The sequence below is a fragment of the Herbidospora galbida genome (assembly GCF_005233835.1).
Lineage (GTDB): Bacteria > Actinomycetota > Actinomycetes > Streptosporangiales > Streptosporangiaceae > Herbidospora > Herbidospora galbida.
Genome location: NZ_SZQA01000034.1, coordinates 84,887 through 99,265 on the forward strand (window position 1 = coordinate 84,887; position 14,379 = coordinate 99,265).

The 14,379-nt window shown below is 73.1% G+C and carries 14 protein-coding genes; 5 read left to right on the forward strand and 9 right to left on the reverse strand.

The window, feature by feature from the left end:
• Positions 1-13 precede the first annotated feature (13 nt).
• On the forward strand, positions 14-424 hold the full coding sequence (locus FDA94_RS29655; RefSeq protein WP_137250364.1) for a hypothetical protein: 411 nt from the start codon (positions 14-16) through the stop codon (positions 422-424).
• Here FDA94_RS29655 and FDA94_RS29660 read toward each other — a convergent pair.
• From FDA94_RS29660 to FDA94_RS29680, 5 genes are all read right to left on the reverse strand, one after another.
• Positions 418-2,004 (reverse strand): serine/threonine-protein kinase, encoded by a 1,587-nt coding sequence (locus FDA94_RS29660; RefSeq protein WP_137250365.1) that lies wholly within the window; start codon positions 2,002-2,004, stop codon positions 418-420. The genes FDA94_RS29655 and FDA94_RS29660 overlap by 7 nt on opposite strands.
• 24 nt (positions 2,005-2,028) lie before the next feature.
• A complete protein-coding gene (locus tag FDA94_RS29665; RefSeq protein ID WP_137250366.1) occupies positions 2,029-2,850 on the reverse strand; it encodes an ABC transporter permease in 822 nt (273 codons plus the stop codon).
• Positions 2,847-3,578 carry an ABC transporter ATP-binding protein gene (locus FDA94_RS29670; RefSeq protein WP_137250367.1) on the reverse strand — a complete coding sequence of 244 codons (732 nt, stop codon included), beginning with the start codon at positions 3,576-3,578 and terminating at the stop codon, positions 2,847-2,849. The genes FDA94_RS29665 and FDA94_RS29670 overlap by 4 nt, the downstream gene beginning before the upstream one ends.
• A 61-nt stretch (positions 3,579-3,639) precedes the next feature.
• Positions 3,640-4,218: an HD domain-containing protein gene (locus tag FDA94_RS29675; protein WP_137250368.1), complete on the reverse strand. Its 579-nt coding sequence runs from the start codon at positions 4,216-4,218 to the stop codon at positions 3,640-3,642.
• Positions 4,219-4,221: 3 nt separating this feature from the next.
• Positions 4,222-5,082 (reverse strand): hypothetical protein, encoded by an 861-nt coding sequence (locus FDA94_RS29680; RefSeq protein WP_137250369.1) that lies wholly within the window; start codon positions 5,080-5,082, stop codon positions 4,222-4,224.
• Between the two features lie 68 nt (positions 5,083-5,150).
• Here FDA94_RS29680 and FDA94_RS29685 point away from each other — a divergent pair, with 68 nt between their 5' ends.
• The 3 genes from FDA94_RS29685 (at position 5,151) to FDA94_RS29695 (ending at position 9,390) form a co-directional block, all read left to right on the forward strand.
• The gene (locus FDA94_RS29685; RefSeq protein ID WP_137250370.1) at positions 5,151-5,696 is read left to right on the forward strand and encodes a transcriptional regulator; all 546 of its coding nucleotides are present in this window, start codon (positions 5,151-5,153) and stop codon (positions 5,694-5,696) included.
• Entirely contained in the window at positions 5,693-7,018 is a 1,326-nt protein-coding gene (locus tag FDA94_RS29690; protein WP_137250371.1) for a PEP/pyruvate-binding domain-containing protein, read from the forward strand. The genes FDA94_RS29685 and FDA94_RS29690 overlap by 4 nt, the downstream gene beginning before the upstream one ends.
• Positions 7,019-7,134: 116 nt before the next feature.
• The gene (locus FDA94_RS29695; RefSeq protein WP_281286649.1) at positions 7,135-9,390 is read left to right on the forward strand and encodes a catalase; all 2,256 of its coding nucleotides are present in this window, start codon (positions 7,135-7,137) and stop codon (positions 9,388-9,390) included.
• Between the two features lie 4 nt (positions 9,391-9,394).
• Here FDA94_RS29695 and FDA94_RS29700 read toward each other — a convergent pair whose 3' ends face one another.
• From FDA94_RS29700 to FDA94_RS29715, 4 genes are read right to left on the reverse strand one after another with little or no spacing between them, the layout of a single operon-like run.
• The gene (locus tag FDA94_RS29700) at positions 9,395-9,943 is read right to left on the reverse strand and encodes an EXLDI protein (RefSeq protein ID WP_137250372.1); all 549 of its coding nucleotides are present in this window, start codon (positions 9,941-9,943) and stop codon (positions 9,395-9,397) included.
• Entirely contained in the window at positions 9,933-10,775 is an 843-nt protein-coding gene (locus FDA94_RS29705) for a class I SAM-dependent methyltransferase (RefSeq protein ID WP_137250373.1), read from the reverse strand. The genes FDA94_RS29700 and FDA94_RS29705 overlap by 11 nt, the downstream gene beginning before the upstream one ends.
• Positions 10,768-11,940, reverse strand: coding sequence for an MFS transporter (locus FDA94_RS29710; protein WP_246060219.1), 1,173 nt, complete (start codon positions 11,938-11,940; stop codon positions 10,768-10,770). The genes FDA94_RS29705 and FDA94_RS29710 overlap by 8 nt, the downstream gene beginning before the upstream one ends.
• On the reverse strand, positions 11,937-12,950 hold the full coding sequence (locus FDA94_RS29715) for a PLP-dependent cysteine synthase family protein (protein WP_137250374.1): 1,014 nt from the start codon (positions 12,948-12,950) through the stop codon (positions 11,937-11,939). The genes FDA94_RS29710 and FDA94_RS29715 overlap by 4 nt, the downstream gene beginning before the upstream one ends.
• 112 nt (positions 12,951-13,062) lie before the next feature.
• On the opposite strand from FDA94_RS29715, the gene FDA94_RS29720 reads away from it, so the two are divergent.
• On the forward strand, positions 13,063-14,328 hold the full coding sequence (locus FDA94_RS29720) for an aminotransferase class V-fold PLP-dependent enzyme (RefSeq protein ID WP_246060220.1): 1,266 nt from the start codon (positions 13,063-13,065) through the stop codon (positions 14,326-14,328).
• Positions 14,329-14,379: the final 51 nt, after the last annotated feature.

The window sequence follows — 14,379 nt, forward strand, 5'->3', positions numbered from 1 at the left end:
TACCGTCGGGTCCATGAAGAAGACACTGATCGCCGCCGGGCTGACCGCTCTCGCGCTCGCTGCGGGCAGCCCCGCCGAGGCCGCCGCCGGCATCCACTGGGGCCCGGTGAAATCCACGAACGGCCGCGCCGACGCCGATGTCTGGATCACCCCGTTCACCAGCGAGACCTTCGTCGTGTACGGCAAACTGCGCGACCGCTCGCCCTCGCACTGCGCCTACATCCGGGCGCGGTTCCACTACGCGGGCGGCGGCACCGGCTGGAGCCGGGCCAGGACGACCTGCTCGGCGACGTCGTTCCGGCTGGGCTCCGACGGCCGGATCAAGCGGGTCGACGTGAAGGTCTGCCTGTACGCGAACAAGAAGACCTCCCGCTGCTACCACGAGAAGATCACGCCGGAGATCATCGCCAACTGGCCTCAGTAGGCGAAGTAGGACCCGTCGCCCGATTTCCCCGGGACCGCGCCCACACACCGGTAGGAGTGGTCACCCGCCGCGAACGCCTCTTTGGTCGGCGGCAGCACGCTGGGTGACCACCGGTCGGCCGTCACACTCCGGGCCGCCCCCTGCCGGGAGGCCAGCAGCGTCGCCATCGAGCAGAGCTTGGCGACCGTGGGGTGTTTCTCCAGGGTGGTGCCGTTCCAGGTGACGGCGTCGGAGGGCATCGGCGCGATGGCGTAGGTCTCCCACGCGTGCTGCGCCTCGCACCCCACGCGCGGGGCGGTGACCGCCCCGGCCAGGCTGAGGATGCTCTCCCAGCACTCGGGCTCCTTCACGCAGGCGGCGCCCGCGACGGCCTTGGCCGCCGCGCAGTTCTCCGTGTACGTCGCCACGTTCGCCGGAATGCCCTGCGGCGCGGGCGCCCCGTCGTAGGTCGCCGGCGGGTCGGCGCGCTGCCCCTCGATCACCCAGTAGGCGATGCCGCCGCCGAGGAGTAAGGCGAAGAACACCGCCGCGATGATGAACCCGACCGGCGACGACCGCCTGGCCGGCGGGGGCGGCGGCGGGCGGTAGCCGGGCGGCCGGGTGGAGGCGTAGTGCTGCACCGGCCCGTGCTTCGGGCTGACGGTGCCGGGCCCGCCGACCCGGACGTCCTGGAACGGCGGCCGGAGCGGCGGCGGCTGGTAGGGCGGGGGAGCGGGCACCGGCGCGACCGGCCGGGCGGCGGTCGCGTTGCCGTCGGGGTCGAGCGCCGCCAGGGCGTCGCGCAGTTCGGCGGCGGTCTGGGTGCGCTGCGCGGGGTCGGTGACGAGGGCGTGCCGGAGCACGTTCAGCAGCCCCTGCGGCACCCCCGGCACGTCGGGGACGGGCTGGCGGTGCAGCGCCATGATGACCGCGATGTTGGCCACGCCGGTGGCGGGGAACCGGGGCGGCCGCCCGTTCAGCAGCGCGTAGAACGTCGCGGCGAGCGAGTAGACGTCGCCCTGCGCGGTCGGCTCGACCAGCTCGAACGCCTCCGGCGGCGCGTAGGCCGGGGTCAGCGACTCGCGCGTGACCGACAGCTCGGCGCCCTCGCCCTTGGACGGCATGGTGGCCAGCCCGAAGTCCGACAGCGCCACCTGGCCGTAGCCGTTCATCAGGATGTTCGCCGGCTTGATGTCCCGGTGGAGCACCCCGTTGGCGTGCGCGGCGGCCACGGCGTCGGAGATCTTGATCCCGATGTCGCGCACCTCGCGGACCGGGAAGGGCCCCCGCTCCTTGAGCCGGTCGGCGAGGCTGCCGCCGGGGCACAGCTCCAGCACCATGAACGGACGCCCGTCGCCGAGCACCCCAGCGTCGTAGACGTCGGCGACGTTGGGGTGCCCCGACAGGGCCCCGGCCGAGGTGACCTCGCGCATGAAGCGCCGCCGGTCACGGTCGTTGACCAGGACCCTGTTGTCGATCTTTAACGCGACCTCGCGGCCGACGGCGAGCTGCCGGGCCCGGTACACGATGCCGAACCCGCCCTGGCCGAGGATGCCGAGCACCTCGTACCCCTGGACGAGCGGGGCGCTCGCCTCACTCATGAACCGGGACATTACCGTAGAAGTTCACTCTCCGAAGCGGGACAACCGCCCTTTGGACCGGGCGTGCCGCAGCGTCGCGGTGTAGAGCCACAGGGCCACCGCGACGTAGCCGACGTCGAGCCCGGCGGCCAGCGCGAGCGTGTCCCACGGGACGGGCGCGCCGCCCAGCACCGCCCGCATCCCCTCGAACACGTGGCTGGCCGGAACGGCGTCCGCCAGCCACTGGAGCGGCTCGGGGAGCACGGAGACCGGATAGAAGACGCCCGCGATCGGCTGGAGAACGAACACCAGGCTCCACGCGATGACCTGCGCGCCCTCGCCGAACCGCAGCACCGCCGAGATCGCCACCAGCGCCAGCGCCCATCCGAGCACGAGCAGCACCGCCATGAACGGGATCAGCCCGATGCCGACGCTGAACAGCCCGAACCCGTAGAGCACGTACGCCAGCGTCACCATCACCGCCAGCCCGCCCGCGATCTTGATGAGCGAGAAGAGGATCAGCCCGGTGACGTACTCGCCCGGCGTCACCGGGGTGACGTGCAGGTTGATGAGGTTGCGGCTCCAGACGTCCTCCAGGAACCCGATCGACACCTCGTTCGAGGCCCGGTGGAGCACCTGCCAGAGCAGCACCGCGCCGAGCAGCATCGACACGATGAAGGGCACCTTGTTGGCCTGGAGGAACAGGGTGACGTAGCCCCACACGACCAGTTCGATCACCGGCCAGAACAGGATCTCGAACACCCGGATCGGGCTGCGCCGCATCGCGGCCAGGTCGCGGTAGACCACCCCCGCGATGCGCCGCCGCCGGGCCTGCGTGCTGTGCGGTGCGAACGCGATCGCCGTCACGCCGGCACCCCCTCTCGCGCGACCTTGAGGAACACCTCTTCGAGGTCGACGACCCCGAAGTGGGCGGCGAGCTCGGCGGCCGAGCCGCTGGCCACGATCCGCCCGGCGGCCAGGAAGTGGATGGTGTCGCACATCCGCTCCACCTCCCGCATGTTGTGCGAGGTGATGAGCAGCGCCGTCCCGGTCTCCCGGGCGACCGAGACGAGCAGGTTCCGGATCCGCTCCCCGGCGTCGGGGTCGAGCGCGGCCGTGGGCTCGTCGAGGATGAGCAGCTCGGGGTCGTTGAGCAGCGCCTTCCCGAGCTGGACGCGGGTGTGCTGCCCCGACGACAGGTCGGAGGTCCGCCGCTTCAGCAGCGGGCCGATCTCCAGCAGTTCGGCGACCTCGGCGACCCTGGCGCGGGGATCGCGGAGCCCGTAGAGCCGGGCGAAGGAGTTCAGCACCTCCCGGACGTGCAGCACCCCCGGCAGCCCGAGGTAGCTGGCCGAGAAGTTGACCCGGCTCAGCACCTCGGTCCGGTGCTTCTGCAGGTCGAGCCCGAACATCGTGACCCCGCCGGAATCGGGGGTGACGAGCCCGAGCAGCATGTGCAGGGTGGTCGATTTGCCGGCGCCGTTGGGCCCGAGGAGTCCGGTGATCTCGCCCTGGCCGACGGTGAGGCTGACCCCGTCGACGGCCTGCACCGGCCCGAAGCGTTTGGTCAGGGATTGGGCTTCAAGGATGGCCACCGGGCCACGATCCGTTGGCGGCCACCGCCGCCGCAACGCATTTTCGTCGTCGACCGGGGGATCACACCACCGGATGGCCGTAGCGGTCGCTGAGCGGAGTGAGGTCCGGTTCGCCGAAGCGCAGGCGCATCGCGTCGAAGAGGTCGACCTTGTCCGCGCCGAACCGCGCGATCCGGGCCGCGAAGGTGGCGGCGGACAGGAACCTCGGCGGGTCGCTCTTGGTGTGGAACTTGTCGGCGTACATGACGAGTGCCTCCTCGCCCGTCTCGGCCACGTAGTCGCCCAGGGGGATCGGCAGGTCCTGCGCCACGATGTCGGCGCGGCGCAGCCCCACCCCGGTGTGACAGGAGGCGAAGCGGCGGATCGGCTCGGGCAGCCCGGCCTCGGCGAGCAGTTCGTGGCCCAGCACGCCGTGGCGCACGTAGGGGGCGCCGTGCAGCCGGTAGACGCCGATGTCGTGCAGCAGGCAGCCGGCCCTGACGAGGTCGGCGTCAAGCTCCTCCGGGCAGCGGGCGAGGAGTTGCTCCGCGATGGCCCACACGATCTCGCAGTGGGTGAAGACGACCTCGAACGACTCCGGTGAGGGGGCGTGCGCGCGGTGCAGCGCGCGGATCTCCGGATCGGTGGGAATCACCCTCAGACCCTAGTCCCAGGGGCGATCGAGCCCGGGCGGCAGCGGCAGGCCGCTGCCCGCGTCGAGGACGACCCGGTCGCCGAGCGGCCGGGCGAGCGTCACCTCGGCCGTGCCGAGCTTGAGGATCGCCGGGCACGCTCCGTCACCGGTCGGCGTCGACTCCACGCCGACCACCACCACCTGGCCGGTCTCGTAGACGGGCACCCCGGTCACGTCCTCGCAGGCGCCGAAGCCGTAGCGGACCGACAGCGCCTTCGGCTTCCCCGCCACGAGGTCGAACGCGTGGACCTCCCGGACGTCGCCCTTCGCGCGCCGCGGCCGTTCGGTGACGGCCGACGGGTCGACGGCCACCCGGACGAACGGCTGGTCGACCCCCTCCACGGCGAACCGCCAGGCGGGCACCTGGACCACGCCCCGGCTGGTCTCCAGCGGCACCTCGCCCAGCGTCACCCCGGTGATCACGAGCGGTCGGCACTCTCCGGGCGGGCACGGGTCCTCGATGAGGTGGGAGGCGGAGCTGAACGCGGCGAACTCGGCCGCCGCCGGAACGAGCGGGACGTGCGAGACCGACCCGTCGGGCCAGCGCACGGCCGCCGGGGGCGGGGTCTGCGCCGGCAGTGTGGTGGCCAGCCGCCAGATCCTGTTGTGGGCGCTGCGCGCGGCCCAGCGGGGGACCCGCCCGACCCGCGCCCAGCCCTGCGGGTTCAGCACCTCCAGCGGCACGAACCCCGTCCGCCAGGCCCGGTCGGCCGCCGACCCCTGCCAGCTCGCCGCGACGTTGTGGGCGCGGCCTTCGAAGCCGCCGAAGACGCTGCAGGACACCAGCAGGAGAACCAGCGGAAGACGAGTGATCAGGGCCCGGCTCGGCATGGGCGGCAGCCTAATCCGCATTGATTCGGATGTTCTGAACATCTGGATGGTCTGAGTATGATTCTCGGGTGCTGCTCCTCCACACACTTCGCTGCGTCGGCTCCACCACCCTCGCGCGGCTGGCCGAGGTCGCCGGGCGTCCCGAGCCCGACGTCGAGTCCGAGCTGATCGACCTGGCCGTGGCCGGGCTGGTGACGTTCGAGCCGGGGCCCTTCGGCGGGTGGGGCATCACGACGGCGGGCCGCGCCGTCCACGCGACCTGGATCGCCGAGGAGCTCGCCGCCGCCGGGACCGAGGCCGCCGTGGCGGAGGCGCTCGACCGCTTCCTGCCGTTGAACGCCGAACTGCTCGACCTGTGCGAGGCGTGGCAGCTGCGGCCCGAGGCGCGGGTGCTCACGCTGCTCGGCGCACTCGACCGGCGGGCCGAGCCCGTCTGCGCCGACCTGACCGGGGCGCTGCCCCGGTTCGGGCGCTACCGCGTGCGGCTCGCCGAGGCGCTGGCGCGGGTCCGCGCGGGGGAGACGCGCTACGTGACCGACGACATGGCGTCCTACCACGTCATCTGGTTCCAGCTCCATGAGGATCTGCTGCTCACGCTCGGCATCCCCCGGTGAGGTGGATCCACTCCCTGGCGTCGGGGCAGCCGGTGGAGGTGCTCGGGGGGAAGGCCCACGGGCTGGCCGTGCTGCGGCGGCTCGGGCTGGCCGTGCCCCCCGCGTTCGTCGTCGGCGCCGACGCCTGCCGCGCCTACCTGCGCGACGGCCGCCTGCCGGGCGGGCTGGCCGAGGAGGTGGCGGCCGCCGTCGCGGCGCTGCCCGCCGGCGAGGTGTCGGTACGGTCGGGCGCGAGCGTCTCGATGCCCGGCATGATGACGACCGTCCTCGGCCTGCCGGCCCACCCGGTCGGGCCGATTCTCGACGCGGTCGCCGAGGTCTTCGCCTCGTGGCACACGCCGCGCGCCAGGACGTACCGGGAACTCCACGACATCCCCCACGACCTCGGCACCGCCGTGACGATCCAGGCCATGGTGTACGGCGACCGCGACCCCCGCAGCGGAACCGGCGTCGCCTTCACCCGCGACCCGACCACCGGCGCGCCCGTCCCGTTCGGCGACGTCCTCTACGGGCGGCGGGGCGACGCGGTGGTCTCCGGCCGGGAGCCGACCGTCCCGCTGGGCGACCTGGCCGTGCGGGAACCGCGCGTGTGGGCCGGACTGACGCGCGCGATGGCGCTCGTCGAAGGGCACTACCGCGACGCGTGCTACCTGGAGTTCACCTACGAGAGCGGCGACCTGTGGTTCCTCCAGGTGCGTCCCGGCCGGTTCACCGGGGCCGCCGCCGTCGTGGTGGCGGCCGACCTGGCCGACGAGGGCGTTGTCGCACGGTCCGATGCGCTGCTGCGGGTCGCCCCGGAGGACCTCCGGCGGGTCGCCCGCATCACCGGGCCCGCCGACGTCCTCGCCCGGGGGCTGGGCGCCTGCCCGGGAGTGGCCACCGGACGGGTCGCCACCAGCGCCGGCGCGGCGGTCCGGATGGCCGCCGCGGGGCCGGTCGTCCTGGTGCGCCCGGAGACCTCCCCCCTCGACCTGCGCGGCATGGCGGCCGCCGCCGGGATCGTGACGGCCCGGGGCGGCCCCGCCAGCCACGCGGCCGTCGTGGCCCGCGCGATGGGCAGACCGGCCGTGGTCGGCGCGTCCGGGCTGGTCGTGTCGGCGGGGTCGGTCCGGGCCGGTGACCGCGTGATCCCCGAGGGCGCGGTCGTCACGATCGACGGGACCAGCGGAGACGTGGCGCTGGGGGAGCCTCCGGTCACGGCGTCGCTCGCCGACGCCCACGTCCACCGCCTTCTCGGCTGGGCCGACGACGTGTCGGGCGACACCTCCGACCGGCCCGAGCCCGAACGTCTCCGGGCGGCGCATGCCGTCCTGAGACAGTGAATCGGTCATTTTCGTCCCTTGTGTCGCGTGCCCGCTCCGGTGGACGGGCAGATCTCCGGAGGGTCCGACCCCTCGACGGTGCCCGGAGAAACAGGCGCCGCCTCTGAGGGGACACCGTGAACAAGAAGGAAAACCCGGTCGCCAAGGCCGTCGACAAGGTCATCGACGCGATCTCCGACCACGGCGGGGAGGAGATCCCGGGACGGCCGGGCAGCATGCCGCCGAGCCTGGCCGAACCGGTCGAGCCGCGCGGACCGCTGAAGCCCAAGCCCGACCAGCGCGGCCCCGACCCGTTCACGCCGACCGGTCAGCCGTCGGGAGACACCACCGAGACACGGGCGCAGGGCGGCGCCTACCTGACGACCGCGACCGGCACGCGACTGCCGGACACCGACCACTCGCTCAAGGCGGGCCCGCGCGGCCCGGTGCTGCTGCGCGACCACCACCTGCGCGAGAAGATCACCCACTTCGACCACGAGCGCATCCCCGAGCGGGTCGTGCACGCCCGCGGCGCCGCCGCCCACGGCGTCTTCCGCGCCTACGGCACCGCCGCCAACGTGACCAAGGCGGCCTTCCTGGCCAAGGACGTGGAGACCCCCGTCTTCGTGCGCTTCTCCACCGTGCTCGGCTCGCGCGGCTCGGCCGACGCCGTCCGCGACACCCGGGGATTCGCGACGAAGTTCTACACCTCCGAGGGCATCTTCGACCTGGTCGGCAACAACATCCCGGTCTTCTTCATCCAGGACGCGATCAAGTTCCCGGACATCATCCACGCCGGCAAGCCCCACCCCGACCGCGAGATCCCGCAGGCGCAGAGCGCCCACGACACCTTCTGGGACTTCGTCTCGCTGCACACCGAGGCGACCCACCACACGCTGTGGAACATGTCCGACCGGGGGATCCCCCGGTCGTACCGGATGATGGAGGGCTTCGGGGTCCACACCTTCCGGCTGGTCGCCGAGGACGGTGCGACGACGCTGGTGAAGTTCCACTGGAAGCCGAAGGCGGGCGTCCACTCCCTGGTGTGGGAGGAGGCCCAGATCGTCAACGGGGTCGACCCCGACTTCCACCGCCGCGACCTGGCCGACGCCATCGAGGCGGGGGCCTACCCCGAGTGGGAGTTCGGCATCCAGATCCTCCCCGACACCGGCGAGCAGACGTTCGAGGGCATCGACCTGCTCGACCCGACGAAGATCGTGCCCGAGGAGCTCGCGCCGGTCCAGCCGATCGGCCTGCTCACGCTGAACGCCAACCCGGCCAACTTCTTCGCCGAGACCGAGCAGGTCGCCTTCCACGTGGGTCACGTGGTGCCCGGCATCGACGTGACCGACGACCCGCTGATGGCGGGCCGGCTGTTCTCCTATCTCGACACGCAGATCAGCCGCCTGGGCGGCCCGAACTTCGACCAGCTGCCGATCAACCGCACCCACGCCCCGGTCAACGACATGCTGCGCGACGGCATGCACCAGACCGCCGTGCACACCGGGGTCGCGCCCTACCGGCCCAACTCCCTCGACGGCGGGTGCCCCTTCCAGGCGCCGGGCGGCTACGTCGAGGTGCCGTACCCGGTCGAGGCGGCGGCCCGCGGACGGGTGGCGCCGGCCTCCTTCGACGACCACTTCAGCCAGCCGCGCCTGTTCTGGCTGAGCATGTCGCCGGTGGAGCAGGCCCACATCATCGCCGCCTACACCTTCGAGCTGAGCAAGGTGTTCGAGCAGACCATCAGAGAGCGGCAGCTCCAGGTCCTGGCGCGGATCGACCCCTACCTGTGCGAGCAGGTCGCCCTCGGCCTCGGCCTGCCGGTCCCGGAGGGCAAGCCCGAGGTGTACGTCGAGCCCAGCCCCGCCCTGTCACAGGTCGGCAAGACGTGGCCGACCAAGGGCCGGATCATCGGCATCGTGGCGGGCGGCGACCTGGAGGCCCTGCGGACGGTCCGCCAGACGGTCCTCGACGGCGGCATGGTGCCGCTGGTCATCGCCCCCACCGGCGGCGTGCTGCCCGGCCCGGGTGACCCGGTCTCGGTCCAGCGGACCTTCGCCGCCGCCCGGTCGGTGGAGTTCGACGCCATCGTCGTCGCGGGCGCCCCCGCACCCGGCACCGACGCCATCGGGGCCCGTGACGCCAAGGCCGGCCTGAGCGGGCCCGTCGACCCGCGCGTCTCGCTGATGCTGAACGAGGCCTACCGGCACGGCAAGCCGCTGGGCGGCTGGGACGGCGCGGCCGAGGCGTTCGCCTCGGCGGGCATCCCGCCCGGCGCGCCCGGCGTGGTCGTCGGCGAGGCGGGCCCGGCGGTGCTGGGCGAGGTCGTCACCCTGCTGGGCGGCCACCGCGTCTGGGCGCGTTTCCCGGCCTCTCTGGGCCCGAACGCCTGAAGGGCTAGATGTCGAGGTCCTCGACGACGGGCCGCCGGCCGAGATCGGTGATCATGGCGTAGAACTCGTCGGGGACCCTGCCCCGGAGGTCCTCGAACGTGTCGAGGACCTCGATGGTGGCCTCGCCCTGGATGAACCCCCAGTCGGAGTCGGCCAGGCCGAGGTAGGTGCGCAACGCCTCACGGGAGAACAGCCCCGACAGCCAGTTGTCGGAGTCGCGGGTCATGCTGTCGGTCCACTCGGGCGACCGTTCGAGGTGCAGGACGTACTTGCCCTTGCGCGAACGGTAGACCCGGAACGTCTCGGTCCGCTGGCCCACCATGCGGCTCCACTCGCCGAGCAGCACCCCGGAGAAGCGCTGCTTGCGCACCGCCGCGCCCTGCCCGACCTTCACGATGACCTCTTCGTAGCCTTCCTCCCGGCCCTCCTCCACCTCGACGTAGCGCCGCAGGGCGGTGCTGATCGCGGCCGAGAGCTTGCCGCCGGCGAGCTCGGTGGCCCGCTGGAAGAGCGGCAGGTCGTCATCCGAGACGTAGATCGTCTTATTGGGCATCGTCGGCCTCCTCCGTATGCGCATAAGTATACGTATGTTGCGCGGGGCGCCAGAGCCTGATCTCCGTCGCCGGGAGGCGCTCGGGGAACGGGCCCTCGCCGAGCAGCGCCCGCAGGTCGCGTTCGAAGTCGGCGAGCCGGTCGCCGAACAGGTGCGGCGCGGAGTCGGACCGGGAGAACGTCCATGCCACGAGGTCGTCGGCCGTGCGGGTGATCATCTCACCCGCCGGGACGACGACGCGTTCGGCCGCGCCGAACCCGGCCCGCGCCAGGACGAGGTCCTCCCGCCCCGGCGTCCCGTTCACGAGCACGCCTTGCCCCGCGCGGCGCACCGGGCCGAGATACCGGCGGACCAGGTCGCCGATCTTCGCGTACGGAGGAGCGGCCGGGCCCCGCACATCGCCGATCTGCACGAACGCCCCACCGGGCGCCAGCATCCGAAAGACGGTCGCGGCGACGCGGTCGCGGTCGGTCCAGTGGAACGACTGGGCGAACACCACGGCCTGGAACGCGCCCAGGCCGCCGGGCAGGTCTTCGGCCCTCCCGGCCACCCAGCGGACGTTGGTCACCCCCCGGAGGCCGGCCTGCCGCCGGGCCTCGGCCAGCATGCCGGGGTCGGGGTCCAGGCCGATCGCCTCGCCGACGAAGGGGGCCATCGGGAGGGTGACGGTCCCCGGGCCGCAGCCGACGTCGAGCAGCCGGCTCCGTTGGTCGAGGCCGAGGGCGGTGGCCAGCGTCTCGGCGTAGCCGGGGGCGTAGGGGAGCCGGCCGCGCGCGTAGTGGGCCGCGGCGCCCTCGAACAGGGTCTCGTCCCAGCGCCATCCGTCAGCCATGCGACCACGGTAGCGGCCGGGTGAGGCCCGAGCGGCCGAGGAGGTGGACGCCCGCCGCGCACCCCGCCCCCAGGCAGGCCAGCACCACCCACAGCAGGACCGCCCGGTCGAGCAGCGCCCCCACGGCCAGGTTGCCCGCGGTGATCCCGATCCCGGCGATCGAGTTGTACAGGCCGTAGTGCGTGGCGACGAGCCGCCCGCCCGACAGGGCCACGACGGTGTCCATCTCGAACGGGTACGTCAGCGCCGTGCCCACCCCCAGCAGCGCCGCGCACAGCAGCACCGCGCCCGGCCACGTCGTCAGCGTCAGCGGCGCGAACGCCGCGCCCATCGACGCGAGACCCCACGTCATGGCCTGCGCCGGCGTCCACCGCGCGCGGGCCCACGCGGTGATCCGCAGCTGCCCGAGCACCGCGATCCCGCCCGACACCACGAACAGCAGCGTCACCGCGCCCGGGTCGCCGAGGGCCAGCGGCAGCGCCAGGTAGACCTGGAACGACAGCACGTACGACCCCGTCATCACCCCCGCGAACAGCACGAAGGGCCGGTTGGCCAGCACGGTCCGCCAGTCGGCCAGCACCCCCTCCGGCGCGGCCCGCGACCCGGGGCCGGGCGGCAGCGCGAGCACCTGCACGGCCGTCAGCGCCGCGAACAGCCCGGCCGCCACCGCGCACACCAGCCGGAAGTCGGCCGCCATCAGGGCCAGCCCGATCCCCGGCCCGACCAGGATCCCGGCCTGGTAGAAGACGTTGAACAGGGCGAACGCCTCGACCCGCCGCTCACCGGCCGTATGCGCGAGATAGGCCCGTACGGCCGGATTGAACAGCGCCCCCGCGAAGCCGGTCATCGCCGAGGCGGCGAGCAGCACCGGCAGCGTGGTCGCGAACCCGAGCAGCGCGAACCCGAGGGTCCGCAGCAGGCACCCGGCGATGATGACCGGCCGGTAGCCGAGCCGGTCGGCGAGGGTGCCGCCGAGCAGGAACAGGCCCTGCTGGCTGAGGTTGCGCACCCCGAGCACCAGCCCGACCGTCCAGCCCGCCAGCCCCAGCCCGCCGGACAGGTGCCCGGCCAGGAACGGCATCAGCAGGTAGAACGCCACGTTGATGGTGAACTGGTTGACCATCAGCAGCCGGGCCGTCGCGTCGAACGAGCGCCAGGCCCTCACCGGATCACCATCCGCGTCCAGCGGGTCACCTCGGCCTCGTCGGCCGTCTTGATCTCGTCGGGTTCGGCGGCTGGCGGCCGGTGCAGCAGGCCGTGGGCGGCGCAGTAGGCGTCGTCGTAAATCGTCGAGCCGTAGCGGGCCGGGCCGTCGGGGAAGACGGCGGCGATCCGGGTGTCCGGCGGCAGGGTCCGGGCCAGCCACGACGCGACGACGGTGACCGCGCCGACGCTCCACCCGCCGGTCGTGTAGTGGGTCGCGGCGAGGGTCCGGCAGGCCCAGACCGCCTCGTGGGCGGCGACCCAGTGGACCTCGTCGAACTCCTCGTGCGCGACGTTGCGCGGGTGGATGCTGCTGCCCAGGCCGCGCATCAGCCGGGGCCGCGCCGGCTGTCCGAAGATCGTCGATCCGACCGCGTCGACGCCCACGAGGCTGACCCGCCGGTGGCGCCGCCGCAGCGCCTTCGTCACCCCGGCCGAGTGGCCGCCGGTCCCGACGCTGCACACCAGCACGTCGACCCGCCCGAGCTGCTCGGCCAGCTCGCCCGCCAGGCCGGCGTACGCGCCGACGTTGTCGGGGTTGGCGTACTGGTCGGGGCAGTAGGCCCCGGGATGCTCCGCCAGCAGCTCGGCCACCCGGTCGAGCCGGGCCCGCTGCCACCCCCCGGCCGGATGCGGCCGGTCCACCGTCACGACCCGCACGCCGTAGGCGGTGAGCAGCCGGTGGACCAGGGTCTCCATGCCGGGGTCGGTGACGACGGTGACCGGATGGCCGTACACGATCCCGGCGAGGGCCAGCCCCAGGCCGAACGTGCCCGACGTCGACTCCACGATCATCGCGCCGGGGGCGAGCTCGCCGCGCTCCCTGGCCCGCTCGACGATGTGCAGGGCGGCCCGGTCTTTGAGGCCGCCGGGGTTGACCGCCTCCAGCTTGGCCCAGAAGCCACGCCCGGCGGGGGCGAAGGGCTCGGTGATCAGGCGTACCGGGGTGCCACCCACCAGATGAGAAGACATGTCGTCACGCAAAGTAACCGAACTTTCCGCGCGTTTGGTGGTGCCCCGCCGGTCCCGGCCGGTGGGGCGGCGGATAATCGATCAGCCCCCCTGCCGTACCGAAGGGGGAGACGTGACCCTGTCACGCCGCGCGATGCTCACCGGCCTGCCGCTGTCGTTCGTGGCCCGACCCGCGACCGCGGTGGCGAGGCCCTCGGGCGCCCCCGGGGAGATCGCGCGGAACGAGCCGTACTGGCGGTCGGTGGGGGCGGCGTTCCGGGTCGACCCGGGCTTCGTGAACCTGGAGAACGGCTACTTCGGCAGCATGCCCGAACCCGTCAGGCTGGCCTACCACGCGCACTCCGACCGGCTGAACGCGGAGAACAGCCGGCTGCTGCGGATGGCGTACAGGGAGAAGGCCGAGGAGGCCGCCGCGCGCGTCGCGGGCCTGCTCGGCGTGACGAAGGAGGAGATCGCCTTCACCCGGGGCGGCACCGAGGCCCTGCAGAACCTGATCACCGGCTACCGGCGGCTCGCCCCCGGCGACGCCGTCATGTACGCCGACCTCGACTTCCACACCGGCCAGTCGGCCCTGAAGTGGCTGGCCGACCGGCACGGCGCCCGCGTCGAACGCCTGGTGATCCCCGAACCGGCCACCCGCCGGGCCGTCCTGGACGCCTACGCCGCCGCCCTGGAGACGACCCCGCGCCTGCGGCTGCTGCTGCTCAGCCACATGAACAACCGCACCGGCCTGGTCGTGCCGGTGGCCGAGATCGTCGACCTGGCCCGTGAGAAGGGCGTCGACGTGATCGTCGACGCCGCCCACTCGTGGGGCCACCTCGATTTCACCCTGCCGCGGCTGAAGGCCGACTTCGGCGTCTTCTCGCTGCACAAGTGGATGGGCGCGCCCCTGGGCAGCGGCTTCCTCTACATCCGCAAGGAGCGCCTGGCCGACGTCGCCCCCGTCTTCGGCGACGAGTCGCAGGTGGCCGACATCCGGTCGAGGGTCCACTCGGGCACCATGGACGTCGCCCCCATCCTCAGCGTCGGCGCCGCCCTCGACTTCCACGAGACCCTCGGCGCTCCGGTGAAGGAGGCCCGCCTGCGCTACCTGCGCGACCGCTGGGTCCACCAGGTCCGCGACCTGCCCGTCGAGATCCTCACCCCCGACGACCCGGCCATGTACGGCGGCATGACCGCCTTCCGCCTCGCGGGCCGCACCTCCAAGGCCGACAACACCGCCGTCGTCGACCACCTCTACACCCGGCACCGGATCTTCACCGTCCACCGCGACGGCGTCACGAAGGGGGACTGCGTCCGCGTGACGCCGGCCCTGTTCACCTCGGCCGACGACGTCGACCGCCTCGCCGCCGCCCTGCGGGAGCTCGCCGGGCGCTGACGGGTCAGGCCGCCGCGGGCGCGGCCGGGGGTGCGGCCGGCGGCGGGGCCG